Origin of the sequence: Reichenbachiella sp. (assembly GCF_039969095.1) — a bacterium.
GTDB lineage: Bacteria > Bacteroidota > Bacteroidia > Cytophagales > Cyclobacteriaceae > Reichenbachiella.
In genome coordinates, this window is the sequence record NZ_JBDVOL010000015.1 from 169,162 (window position 1) to 182,758 (window position 13,597).

Annotated in this window: 11 protein-coding genes; 3 read left to right on the top strand and 8 right to left on the bottom strand. The window is 35.1% G+C overall.

Translation table 11 applies throughout. The features are described 5' to 3' along the window. Positions 1–2 precede the first annotated feature (2 nt). A complete protein-coding gene (gene prfA / locus ABJH98_RS16070; protein WP_348308723.1) occupies positions 3–1,073 on the bottom strand; it encodes a peptide chain release factor 1 in 1,071 nt (356 codons plus the stop codon). A 154-nt stretch (positions 1,074–1,227) separates the two neighbouring features. Between prfA and ABJH98_RS16075 the strand changes: the two genes are divergently transcribed. After that, entirely contained in the window at positions 1,228–1,779 is a 552-nt protein-coding gene (locus ABJH98_RS16075) for a hypothetical protein (RefSeq protein WP_348308724.1), read from the top strand. Here ABJH98_RS16075 and ABJH98_RS16080 read toward each other — a convergent pair. From ABJH98_RS16080 to ABJH98_RS16095, 4 genes are all read right to left on the bottom strand, one after another. Then, positions 1,776–2,642 (bottom strand): universal stress protein, encoded by an 867-nt coding sequence (locus ABJH98_RS16080; RefSeq protein ID WP_348308725.1) that lies wholly within the window; start codon positions 2,640–2,642, stop codon positions 1,776–1,778. The genes ABJH98_RS16075 and ABJH98_RS16080 overlap by 4 nt on opposite strands. Before the next feature lie 102 nt (positions 2,643–2,744). Beyond that, positions 2,745–4,619, bottom strand: coding sequence for an asparagine synthase (glutamine-hydrolyzing) (asnB, locus tag ABJH98_RS16085; RefSeq protein WP_348308726.1), 1,875 nt, complete (start codon positions 4,617–4,619; stop codon positions 2,745–2,747). 46 nt (positions 4,620–4,665) lie between these two features. After that, positions 4,666–5,694, bottom strand: a complete 1,029-nt coding sequence (pheS, locus tag ABJH98_RS16090) for a phenylalanine--tRNA ligase subunit alpha (RefSeq protein ID WP_348309098.1) — start codon at positions 5,692–5,694, stop codon at positions 4,666–4,668. Between the two features lie 62 nt (positions 5,695–5,756). Then, positions 5,757–7,136, bottom strand: coding sequence for an undecaprenyl-phosphate glucose phosphotransferase (locus ABJH98_RS16095; RefSeq protein ID WP_348308727.1), 1,380 nt, complete (start codon positions 7,134–7,136; stop codon positions 5,757–5,759). Between the two features lie 383 nt (positions 7,137–7,519). Here ABJH98_RS16095 and ABJH98_RS16100 point away from each other — a divergent pair, with 383 nt between their 5' ends. Beyond that, positions 7,520–9,055, top strand: coding sequence for a right-handed parallel beta-helix repeat-containing protein (locus ABJH98_RS16100; RefSeq protein WP_348308728.1), 1,536 nt, complete (start codon positions 7,520–7,522; stop codon positions 9,053–9,055). Next, the gene (locus tag ABJH98_RS16105; RefSeq protein WP_348308729.1) at positions 9,042–10,529 is read left to right on the top strand and encodes a sulfatase; all 1,488 of its coding nucleotides are present in this window, start codon (positions 9,042–9,044) and stop codon (positions 10,527–10,529) included. Before ABJH98_RS16100 ends, ABJH98_RS16105 begins: the two co-directional genes overlap by 14 nt. A 70-nt stretch (positions 10,530–10,599) precedes the next feature. Here ABJH98_RS16105 and ABJH98_RS16110 read toward each other — a convergent pair whose 3' ends face one another. From ABJH98_RS16110 to ABJH98_RS16120, 3 genes are all read right to left on the bottom strand, one after another. Beyond that, positions 10,600–12,216, bottom strand: coding sequence for a sulfatase (locus ABJH98_RS16110; protein ID WP_348308730.1), 1,617 nt, complete (start codon positions 12,214–12,216; stop codon positions 10,600–10,602). A 190-nt stretch (positions 12,217–12,406) separates the two neighbouring features. Next, positions 12,407–13,009, bottom strand: a complete 603-nt coding sequence (locus tag ABJH98_RS16115; protein WP_348308731.1) for an HAD family hydrolase — start codon at positions 13,007–13,009, stop codon at positions 12,407–12,409. Continuing rightward, complete coding sequence (locus ABJH98_RS16120; protein WP_348308732.1) at positions 13,010–13,597, bottom strand: phosphoribosyltransferase family protein; 588 nt, start codon at positions 13,595–13,597, stop codon at positions 13,010–13,012.

Here is a 13,597-nt window from a genome sequence, read left to right on the forward strand (position 1 = left end):
GATTAAACTTCTCCGTCTTTTAGTTTTTCGGCATTCTCAGCGATTCTGAGTTGCTCGATGAATTCTCCGATCTCTCCATCCATCACTGTAGGCAAATTGTGCTGAGAGTATCCAATTCTATGATCTGTCACACGTCCTTGTGGATAATTGTAAGTTCTGATCTTATCCGAGCGATCTCCGCTTCCTACCATGGATTTTCGTTGTGCTCCAACTTCGTCATTGTGTTTTTTCAACTCAATATCATAGATCCTTCCGCGAAGTACTTTTAATGCTTTGTCAAGGTTTTTTAATTGGCTTTTTTCATCCTGACAAGACACGACCAATCCAGTCGGAATATGTGTCAGGCGAATAGCAGAATAGGTAGTATTCACGGACTGACCGCCTGGCCCACTAGAACAGAAAGTGTCTTTTCTGACGTCATTCATGTCTATTTGAACGTCCACTTCTTCCATTTCTGGCAGAACCGCTACAGTAGCGGCAGAAGTATGAACTCGGCCCTGAGTTTCAGTAGCTGGTACTCGCTGCACGCGATGAACGCCAGATTCAAATTTCATTTTCCCGTATACATCTTCACCTGAGATCATACTTATTATTTCTTTGTACCCTCCAGAACTTCCTTCAGTCAAATCCATTACGCCTAATTTCCAGCCTTGTTTTTCGCAATAGCGCTGATACATTCTAAAAAGGTCTCCAGCAAATATGGCGGCTTCGTCTCCACCTGTTCCGGCACGTATTTCAAGGATACTGTTTTTATCGTCGTTGGGATCTTTGGGAATGAGCATTTGCTTAATTTCTTCCTCGATCTCTTCTTTTTTGGGTTCTAATTCGTCCAATTCCATTTTGGCCATCTCCCGGAACTCTGGATCTTTTTCAGTCTCCAAAATTTCTTTAGAATTGGTTAGATTTTCAAGTATGTTTTTATACTCCTCATATTTATTGACAATTTTCTCAAGATCTTTGTATTCTTTACTCAGTTTCGAATAGTAAGACATATCAGACATGGCGTCTGGTTGAACGATCAATTGCCCTACCTCTTCGAATCTATGTTTGATCTCCTCTAGTTTTTCTTTCATTTTCAACAAATTTGAAAGCAAATCTAATAAATACTCTGATGCCATTTGATGAAATCACAGATTCCAAATGTTCCTTTGGTGTACTGCAGGAATCCAAGTCATCTAAATCACGTAAACTCTTTTTTAATCAAAGTCACGTTGCGAAATTTGCCTTATGAATAAGACCTTCATTCTTGCTTTTTTTACCTGCTTAATTTCTTGTCTATCTCCAGATGATATTGAAATCACTTCTGACACTGATGCCAAATCACTAGATGATTTTTTGAGGACTGCAATCAGTGATCAAGAAGGAGTGATACTTAATAAAGTGGTTGTTTTTGATGATCAAACGGAGTCTGCTCAACTGAAATTTGATACGTTAACGATAAAGAAAGATTTAAAGAAACTAGTCGAGTTTTCGTTTGCACGATTGATAAGATCAACTAATTACAATAAAACCATTCAAAAAGATGGGGTCTTGTTCGAAAGAAAATTGAAAGAAAAGAAAGGTCCTATATCTATAGAAGTAGGAAAGAGTAATCTTGGCTTGATTAATTCCTTAAGGGTTAAGTTTGAGGAAGAAAACTACCTTTATCAATCGAATCAAATCATTCAGCTATCCTTTGCGGGCAAAAAATTGGTCAATTATAAGATTGAAGAAGTTCAAAAACTGATAGGAATGGATCCATCGTCTCAATCTATTGAAGTAAGATTTGAGAAGCTTTAGAGTTTCATCAAAGTTTCGAAAAATCCCATATTTTCAGATTTGTTTTTTACCACCAAGCAAGCAATTTCTCTATCATAGCTAATCAAGTTAGCCGCAGTACTACCTTTAAGTAATGAAGCCAGTTTGGTTCTTCCTCTTGAGGCCACAATGATCATGTCGGCATTGCGCTCTTTTGCCATTTCGTAGATGTTGTCAGAAGGATTTTGGTCTTCATCTAATTCAAATATGACTTCATATTTTGATTCATCCAGCGACTGCTCACGTTTGAATTGTTCATATTCCCGTCTTTTATTCTTGTCCATGATCTCAGCCATTTCGTCATAGCTTTTGCCAGTGTGGGTATAGCCAGATGGCACAAAATAGACATGGTGCAATAGTACCTCTATATCGGCGATCTTTTCTTTGAAGTTTAGTGCGGCATTGATTGCTGTGACCGAACTGCTCGAAAAATCGAGAGGAATGATCACTTTAGCTAGTTTCAACTTGGCAGTAGGTGGAACTAATAAAACTGAACATTGGGCTTCATTGATCAATCGTGCGGCGTGTTTTCCCGTTGATTCGGTTTTAGGTTTAATACCTAATATTACTAGATCGACGATTTTAAACTCAGACCACTTTAATATTTGAACTGCATTTTTGCCTTGGTGAATTTGCATTTCGGTTTCACATTTGGCTGTGAAGTGTTCCTGAATTTTTTCTTGGAAATATTTTTTAACCTTAAGGCTAAGGTTTTTCTGAGCGATATGAACAAAATAAACTTTTTCACATCCAGTTAGTTCTGAAATCATAGAACTATACTTTATGATATGTTCATCTAAAGGAGTGGAGTCCAAACAGACTAAGAATTTCTTCAAATTTTGCATGCCAGTTGATTTTATAGAAATCGAATGAGAATAAAATTAACCTAAATCTTGATTAATTGTTCTGATGTGAGGTTGATTTTTCTAATAACCGTTAGGAAGGGTCTAAAGATGCTTAGAATGCCATTTTTGGAATATGTACAATCCCCAAATTCGAGCATGGCTATCTTCTGGATTTCTTGAGTAAAGTTGCTTTTTTAATCTTTCAATTTCATGCCAGTTAAAAATATCTTGACTTTCAATTTTTTCTTTGTCGAAAAGATTTTCATTCAATTCATTTTTCAAAGAGGTTTTCAACCAATCCAGTAAAGGGATTTCAAAACCTTTTTTTGGTCGGTTGTAAAGTTCTGATGGCAGGATGCTTCTATAAGTATCCTGTAGTATCCTTTTTCGAAAAGACCCATTGATTTTCATCTCTTCTGGTAATCGAAATACAAAATCTACTAACTCATGGTCTAAAAAAGGGACGCGAACTTCAAGGCTATTTGCCATGGACATCAGGTCTACTTTTTTGAGCATATCATTGGGCAATACAAATTTTGTATCGAGCCTCAAGAGATTGTTGATATTTTTGGCATTGGTCATAGGTTCCATCCAAGAGTTCCTTTGAATGTCATCGTTAAATGAAAACTTAAGGAGTTGATTGGCCTGTAGTTGCGTAGCGAAAGAAGCCAAAAACCAGTAGCGATCTTTAGGACTCATATTCATGGCCTTAGCAAATCTAACTACTTGCCGAGCGGCATTACTGATGGCTCCAGATCTGGATTTGGGTAACAATTGCGCTGCAGGATTCATTAAAGAAACTAAAGTTTTGAATTTCCAATTGTTCTCCATTTTCCACCAAGCAGCATGCTTATTATAACCCGAGAAAATCTCGTCTGCACCATCTCCTGACAGTGCAACTGTCACTTGTTGTCTGGTTTTTTTGCTAAGCAAGTAGACTGGAATAGCAGAGGAGTCTGCAAATGGCTCATCAATATGATCTACAATGTCTGCGAGGTGGTTGGTGATTTCCTCATTTGATAATTTGAATGTAGTATGATCTGTTTTGAATTTTCTAGCTACAAGTTCGGCGTATTGCGTTTCATCAAAAAATTGATTGTCTTCAAATCCGATAGAGAAAGTTTTCAAAGATTTAGTTTGACTTGAGGCTATTGATGTAATTACGCTGGAGTCTATACCACCACTTAAAAAACACCCCAAAGGCACATCGGCTATCATTCTTCGTTCGACCGATTTTTCAAGCAGTTCTTTTAATTTGTTTTGAGCCGTTTGGTAATCAACGGTTGAGTCGATAGGATCGTAATTTGGAACGTCGTAGTACTTAGTCAGACTGATTTCCCCATTTTTAACAGTCATGTAATGACCGGGTTCTAATTTCTTAACACCCTTTGTCATGGTTAAAGGAGCTGGCGTGTAATTGAGTTGGAGGTAATAATTAAGTGCCTCTTTATCGATTTCTTTTTCAATATTATAGGCCAAAATGGCATTCATTTCTGACCCAAATACGATTTTGGATTCATCATGGTAATAGAGGAGTGGTTTGATGCCTAACCTATCGCGCGCGATAAAAAGAGATTTTTCGAATGAATCATATACAGCAAAGGCAAAGAAACCATTGAGCTTGTTTAAGCAATCTTTCCCTTCGTTGGCAAATAAATGTAATAGAACCTCTGTGTCAGATTCTGTTTTGAATTCAATTCCCTTTGAGATGAGGTCCTTCCTAAGAGATTTATAATTAAATATTTCACCATTAAAAACGATAGCATATCTACCATTTAAAATCTCAAAAGGTTGGTTCGCATTAGAGCTGGTGTCAATGATGGAGAGTCGCCGATGTCCGAGGCCAATCAAATTTGAACTGTAGATGCCCTCATGGTCTGGTCCACGATGTGCAAGGGCTTGAGTAGCTTTTTCCAAATTAGAAATATCACTCTGCCCAATTTCATTAAATGCCAGAATGCCTGTAATTCCGCACATAGAGGATTAGTTATTGTTCTGGAAAGCTAGCAAGAAAGATTCGCAGTTAGAAACTGCCTTGAAACTGTCTTAAGAACCTAACGTCATTTTCTGAGAAAAGTCTCAAATCATTGATCTGGTATTTTAGCATAGCGATTCGCTCAATGCCCATGCCGAATGCAAAACCTGTATATTCCTCTGGGTCTATTCCACAATTAGCCAATACATTTGGATCTACCATGCCCGACCCGGCAATTTCCACCCAATTGGTGTATTTGCATACGTTGCATCCTTTGCCCTGACAAATAAAACAACTAATATCAATTTCCGCACTTGGTTCCGTGAATGGAAAATAGGACGGTCTGAATCTTACTTTGGTATTTTCACCAAACATTTCCTTCACGAAATGATAGACCGTTTGTTTTAAATCTTTAAATCCTACATTCTTGTCAACATACAGTCCTTCCACTTGGTGGAAAAAACAATGTGCCCGAGCACTAATTGCTTCATTTCTATAAACTCGCCCAGGCATGATCGAACGGAAAGGAGGTTTTCCTTCTTCCATCATTCTGATTTGCACATTAGAAGTGTGAGTTCTTAATACTTTATCTGGATTTTTCTCTATGAAAAAAGTGTCCTGCATTTCTCTTGCTGGATGGTTTTCTGGAAAATTGAGTGCTGTAAAATTGTAAAAGTCTTCTTCGATTTCCGGGCCACTGGCCACATTGAACCCCATGCGTTCGAAGATTTCGATGATTTTGTTTCTGGTAATCGTTAGAGGGTGAACACTGCCATTTTGGTTTGGTATATCAGGTAGTGTTAGATCCACTCCTTGACTAGCGCTTTCACTTGAACCGTTATCTAAGGTTTCAGCTAGAGATTTAAATTTATCCTGAGCTAGCGTCTTTAATTCATTCAGTGCTTGGCCGAATGCTTTTTTTTGATCGTTAGGTACATTTTTGAAGTCATTAAAAAGCGCTGTGACGACACTTTTTTTACTGATGAACTTCATTCTGAATTGTTCCAAGTCATCTGCAGCTTTTGCTTCTGCAGCTTTAATCATGGCTTTGTACTCTTCTACCTTATCGAACATAATAATTTTATTGAAGCAGCGAAGTTACGATGGCTTGATAAGAAAAGAAAGACAAATGAGATAGACTAGTAAGCGTTTTCAGTTTTAAACAGAATAGAGTAGATGGTCATGAAAATGATTTTGACATCAAACCAAAGACTCCAATTTTTGACATAAAAACGATCAAGTTTAACACGGCCATACATTTCGCTAAAGCGAGCAGTTTCCCCTCTATATCCTTTAGCTTGTGCTAAACCTGTAACCCCTGGTTTTACAGCATGACGCTGAATAAATCGATCAATCTTAGGGGAAAATTCCTCATTTAGTTTAATCGGATGTGGGCGAGGACCAACGACGGACATATTCCCTAAAAAGACATTGATGAATTGGGGCAACTCATCCAATGAAGATTTCCTAAGAAATGCTCCAATCTTTGTGATACGAGCGTCGTTTTTGGTAGCTTGTTTACTGTCAGATTCTTTATTCACTACCATACTTCTGAATTTCCAACAAGGAAAGTACTTATTTCCTTTCCCATGCCTGTTTTGAATAAAAAAGATTGGCCCAGGTGATTCTAGTTTAATTAGTAATCCGATGAGAGGAATGAGCCAGGACAATAAGAATATCATCACAAAGCCTGAAAATAGAATGTCGAAGACTCGTTTTGCAAATCGGTTTATCATTCTGTCTAATGGAATTGAACTGACATTGAGTACAGGTATATTACCATACTGCTGCACTTCTAGTTTCTTGTTTCCGACCTTACTAAAATCTGAAAGTAATTTGATAGTGATCAAATTGTTTTCTGCAAAGTCTATCAATGGCTTAACATCCTGTTCAAACAGTTTTGGTAGGCAACAAAATATGACATCAATGCCATTTTCTTTGGCATATTCTGGAACATTTTCAACGGGACCTGCGACTTCTGCTTGTTCAGTTTTATGATCGAAAAAACCTTTGAATTTATATCCAATTTCAGGGTTGTTTTCTAAGTGTCTTTTTAAATTTCTACCAATGGGACCATAACCAACAATGACAATATTTCTAATATTATACCCTTTGGTTCGGTAAAAACGGAGAATATTTATAAAACCTACTCTCCAACCAATTATGAGTACTGAAAATATTAGGTAGGTGTAGAATAAGTGTTCTCGAGAGTAAAAGTAGGCTCTAGTAGAAGCCCACATGGTAAATACTACAGCAAGATTAATGGTGAGACCAAGAAGAATCTGTGAGATATAATCAACAACGCTTCTTTCCCTATCTACACGATCAAGCTTTGTGACAAAAAAGATGACTACCCAAGTAATATTAAGAAAAACAAAAAGAAATGGGTATCGATCTCCTTGAAACCAAAAAGTATTAAACCTTACATAGTTGGCCACAAAAAATCCAACATTCAAAAACAGCAAGTCTATGAATAGAAATAAAGCAGGAAAATATTTTGAAAATCTCCTTTTTTGCATGTTGGGGGAATGCTTGGTGTGATTTTAGCTTGCTAAGATAGAAAAATTCATAATATCAGAGGCATTAAACATTTTATAAATTTAATTAGTATTTAAATTCCGATATAAAAATCAACTATGAATCCAAAGCAATACTCCATATTAAGTAATTTGACCTAGTATTGTTTAAGACATTTAACTGAATTATGAGAATCCACAAAAACTATAGTATTGAATTGGTAATGAAACTGTCTTTTATCAAAACTTCATTGGTGTTAACCATATTTTTATCACTTATATTAAGCTCTTGCTTTCTTCCAGAATCCAAAGCATCTAAATACTACGTAAGCAGTACAGAAGGAAGTGATCAAAATGATGGAACTACAAAGAATCCGTTTCAAACTTTGGAAAAAGTCAACAATCTAAATCTACTTCCTGGAGATTCTGTTTTTTTTAAATGTGGGGATAGATTCATGGGCCATTTATTACTGAATGAATCTGGTAATCAAAATTCTCCTATTGTTATTACAAGTTATGGAATAGGTAACAAGCCAATAATCAGTGGTGCAGTAGGCCCAGATAAGGGTGGGGATTATCAGGAAGCTATATTGATAGAAAACGTGAGCCATTATATTTTGGAAAATTTAGAAATTCAAAATGAAAGGAAACATAGAAGAAAAGGTGTCGAGGATAAAGATTCTTATGGTATAAGAGTTCAAAACTCGGGTAAGGAAACTATAAGAGGTTTTGAAATGAGAAATTTGGACTTCAACAATATTTATGGTGTAATTCCAATTCAAAAACGCGAAAAATTCAATAAAATATTAGTCTCTGGAATTCGATTTGAATCAACTAAAAATACAGTTGTTGGGGAAGAGAAAAACATCCAGGATGTTTTAGTTGAGAAGTGTAATTTCACCAATTTACAGCGTTTAGGAATACATATAGTTCATAAAGGAGGGGCCGAAGGGATAGGTACAGACTCTACAAACAGAAATAAAAACCTTATCTTTAGGAATAATACATTTTATAAAATTGGTGGAACTTGCATATTACCTGTTGGCACATATAATTGCTTGATTGAAAACAATGTGTTTGACTACCCTGGAGACAATTCAGATCCTAGAATGCCAGGAAGAGGAAGTGCTGTATGGACATTAAGATGTATAAACACAGTGATTCAATTCAACAAATCTTTGCACGCTAGAGGATATCTGGATTCTCATGGGATTCACATTGATCATGAAAATGTAGACACATTTATTCAATATAACTATATGGAGGACTGCGAAGGAGGGTTTGTTGAAATTTTGAGAGGTAATATAAATGCTGTGTATAGATTCAATATAAGTGTTAATGATGGATGGAGAGATAATCCGAATAAAACTAACAGCAATCATACCATTTGGATACCAAAATGGGTTGTGGAAGGAGACACCATTTATTCACAGGACTCTTATATATATAACAATACAATAGTAATTGACAAGCCTTTTGAAACTGCAATTACAATAAACTCAATAAGAACTAATATTTATAACAATATATTTTATTCTCTCGAAGGCACTATTGGAGGAAAGGAAACCAGGATTAGAACCAATGATTCAGAATTCTTTATTAGTAATAATATTTTTCATGGGAGCATCAATAAAAATCTAATAAAAAGGGATTCTAATCCTATATTGGCAGACCCAAATTTTAATAATCCAAAATCTGGGTCAAAATTCGGATTTCAATTGAAGAAATCTAGCCCAGCTATAAACAGTGGGTCGAATAAAATGGGACCAGCTATTCCTGGAGCTGGTGAAGGAGTATTTCGAAATGTACCTGCTTATCCAAAAGTTGATTTTTTTGGCAACCCGGTTGATTTTTCATCTGGACAAATTAATATTGGCGCATGTAATTCAAAGAAAGGAGAGATTGTAAATGAGGAAAATTAATAGATTTCTAAGTCTAAGGTTTAATACAAAGAAAGTATTATTAAGATTTTTCATCCTGATACTTCTAATAACGAATTTCGATGTTGTAGAAGGACAGAATAAAGGCAACGTTCTGTTTATAATAGTGGATGATTTGCAGCCAATGATTTCGAGCTATGGTGCAGAATTTGTTTCCACGCCGAATATGGACTCTCTTTCTAAAGAGTCTATACAATTTAACAGTGCATTTTGTACCTATCCACTATGCTCACCATCACGTGCATCTGTACTTACAGGAAAAAGATTTAGATTCCAAAATCATACTAACGATGAGGAAGGTCCCTCTACACCTTCTATTAATGAAGTCATTAGGGAAAATAAAAGCTTAGGGGAGTTGTTTAAAAAGAATGGGTACTTTACTGCTGCCTTGGGGAAAGTTTATCATGGACATGTACCAGAACCGGATGTACCATATTGGGATTTAATCTATGATTCCGATAGTAAGAAACGGTCAATGGAGGAGTGGTCTACAATGACTAAGGAAAATCGCGGTGGGCGGTCAGATCATATTTGGAAAATCGGAAACAAATTGAAACCAGCTGGAGCTCTAGTTTGGGGTCATTTAGATGTAAAGGATGATTATTTTTCAGATGGTGAGGCAGCTAATAAGGCTTGTGAAATTATTTCATCACATAAAAAGAAAGATCCACTTTTTCTAACTTTAGGCTTTCGAAGACCTCATCTTCCTCTTTTTGCACCAAGTAAGTATTTTGATCAACTAAGTGATGAAAACTATCCTGTATTTGCTTCTCATGATAGGTCTCTCAGACCATTTGATATCACACCTAAAAATAAAGGGCTTTGGAATGAAGGAATGAGTGATAAGGAATCTCAAGAAGTGATTAAAGCCTATAATGCTTGTGTTTCTTATGTTGATAACCTCATAGGTAAAGTAATTGATGAATTGAAAAAAGCTGGGATGTATGATAATACCACAATTATACTTTGGGGGGATAATGGATTTCACCTTTCCGATCATGGATTGTTTCGGAAAAATACACCTTGGCAAGTATCAAATAGAGTCCCTTTGATGATTCATTCATCGGCACAAAAAACAAAAGGAGAATATAATGGAGTGGTAGAAGCAGTTGATATATACCCTACTCTTGTTGATTTATTGGATTTGAAAACAGATATGAAAAAAACTGAATTTGATGGAAAATCACTTGTTCCAATTATTCAGGGCAATTTAGAGAAGGACCATAAGGAATTTGCGATGATTACCGCAAAAACAAGAATTGGCATTGTTGACAGGAAGCATTATTTTTTACTAGATAGTGTTTCTGCTGAAATTGAATTATATGACAGAATGGAGGACCCTTCTCAATTGAAAAATCTTGCAGATAGTTCTTTATATGATGACACTAAGAATGATTATATTAATAAGGTAAAGGCTGCATGGGAAAATGTTCCTTGGCGGTTTTCAAAACAATAATTGGAATCATCATTAATCTATACCTTTACTCAAAGAGAGGGGTTACAACAGTATTTTTATCTTTTATTGGTTAAAATTCAAGTTTTATTTTCGAGCTTTCTTGGTAATTATCTATAAATCTCGAATTGATAATATAAATCCCATCACTTAGGTTGGCTAAAGTATTATAACCAATTTGTAAATTGTCTATCACGGTTTTTCCATATACGTCCAATAGTCTAATACTGCCAAGAGCATACTTGCTGGACAAGAATATTTCAGAATTCTTAAAGTCAATGAGCATCCTTTTATTTGAATTGTATTCTATAGAATAGAAAGGATCATTAGGAATAAATTTTTTAAGCTTTCGAATTGTATTATCATAGCCTACTTCGTTTGCAAGGTTTGTCCATTCATTTTTATCGGTTTCCAAATTGTACAGTTCTTCCGAACCATTTTTATATTTAATATAGTGATAATTGTCTTTGACAATTCCAATATTTCCAATTCCATTCATAGATATGGATGGGTGGGGCCAATTGGAATCTGGAGATTCTATTAAGGGCATTAGACTATATCCATCTAATTCTTGTATTGGATTTGAAATTGAGCAAACCTCTAATAAGGTTGGATAAACATCAACGAGATTTACAGGAGCTGATACTATTTGATTTTTTTGAAACCTAGGGGTTTGAATCATCAATAATACATTGGTGCTGATTTCCCAAAGCGTAAATTTTGAAAAATGTTTTTTTTCTCCTAAGTGATAACCATTATCTGACATGATACAAACAACGGTATTGTCATTATACTGACTTTTTTCTAAAGCTTTTAAGACGTTTCCCAGTTGAGCGTCCATGAAACTCACACTAGCCATGTATGCCTGCACGATTTGTTTCCAATAATTGCCACTTCTGATTAATTCAAAATTTGGTGACTTTTCAGCTAATTCCTTAGCAACTAGAGGAAGGTCTTCAAAATCATCTTCTAAAAAGGGGGGTAGTTCAATTTCATCCAGAGGATACATATCAAAATACTTTTTTGGAACTGTCCATGGGGGATGTGGATTATGAAACCCCAATGCAATGAAAAATGGAGAATTGTGGTTTTTTTGCAATTCTTTTTTTATCAATTCAGCATTTACATAATCAGGATGATCCGTCAAAGGACCTTTCCACGGTTGAAATTCAAAATTTTCAATATTGGTTATTTTATTAGGGATGTTGTTTTCTGTTGGTGCTGGCAGTTGACCGTTGATTCCTATTGTGCTATTCCATATACTTTTAAAGCGTGATGATTTCCATTTGTTTGACCCATGAAAAATTTTACCTGCATTTATTGTCCAGTACCCGTCATTTCGGAAGACTTCCGGTAAATATTGAGCTAGTTTTGCATTTTGAGAACTTGTAATTGGTTGCTGGTTTTTATAAATATCAGTTTTTGATGGCAACAAACCAGACAGTATACTCACTCTAGAGGGGTTGCATTCTACAGCCTGGCTGTGTGCATTTACAAAGGTTGTTGCTCTTTGTGCAAAGGAGTTTAAATTGGGTGTTTTCAACCCTGGGAATTTTTGTAGAACATTAACGTAATTGTTTAAGTCATCAATTACAATGAAAAGGACATTTGGCTTTTTTTGAGCTTGTGTAAATTGAAAAATATGCATTAAACAAGCGAAGACTATAACTAAGACTCTCTTATTCTTCATATCAGTATTAAGTCTAATAAGATGGCTACTTTTAGAAATGATTATAAATCATTGATATTACAATATTTGGAGCATCAACAATCTAGATAATATTTCACTCTTAAGATAAAATCATAGAATATCTTTTCCTTATGTTTTTAAAATCGAATCAATTTATCCTTAACCAAGGAAAATTCTATTCATTCAATTTTTAGTTTAGAATAAGTTTATATGCTATGCCCGATTTTTCAAATTCATTTAATGAATGATTAGTAGGGTTAACTAAAACCACTTGGTTGCAATGTCGTGCAAGAGGAAGGTCTTCGGCATGGTCAGTATAAAAAACATCGAATAAATCATTTTCGTTAAAAGAGGCTATCAGTGTATTTTTTTTGTTTTCTGAGCAATTCTCAAACCATGAATTATCATTTAAATATGAGGTGAAAACATAATCAGCATTTAATGAGTTTTTCATCAAACGTGCGTATGGCAAAGCAGCGGAAGCTAGAACTATAGTGTGAGTGGGTTTTAATTTGTCTAATTCATTAACTATTTCTTTATTCATTTTAGACATGCAAATTGCTATAAATTCAGAGCTTTCGGCAACATCCTTTGTCAATTTATATATATGAGTTTTGTAGATGTTTCGAGATATAAAACCAAACTTTCTTAATACAGAATATGCAATAACCATTATTGCACTCCATATTTTTAATCGTTTAGGGAACTCTTTCAAGACAAATTTGATCAGTAAAAGAAATGTATTTTCTCTTATGATTGTCCCGTCTAAATCAAAGATTGCTATTTTTTTCACCTATTCTTGTTCTATTTCCATTGACCATGGGAACCTACATATAGTCCGATTATAGAGCGTATAATCTGCATTTATTATTGGATTTTTATGTGTTATAGTAATAGTGGCTATTTCTACTTTGACGTTAGGATTTAGCTTGATTAGAAAGTTTTTAAGAACGGATAATGTATTTCCTGTATCGATGCAGTCATCAACAATCAATGCTTTGATCTCGCTATTTCCAGAGAAGTAATCTTCAAATTCTCCTATAAAATGATCAGGAATGATGCGTTTAGTGTTTTTAGTATTTCTAACTTCCAAATAATGAACTTCAGCTTTAATAAGAATTTCAGTCAGAAATCGTGGCAACTTTTTGAGAATAGATGACACTTTAAACTTCTCCTTTTTTTTTGTTAACTCTCTTTTTATTTCAATTTCTTTATAATCTGGAGGTGAACTAGGCCAGTTTTCAAGCATTTTTCGTCCTACAAAACCTCCGCCACTTCTAACACCTATGACAATATCGGGTTTGCTTTTTTCTGCCACAATCGCTGCTAAACTTGTACAGGCTTTGTCAAAATCATCTTTGATCAAGTATTTGATTTTCAT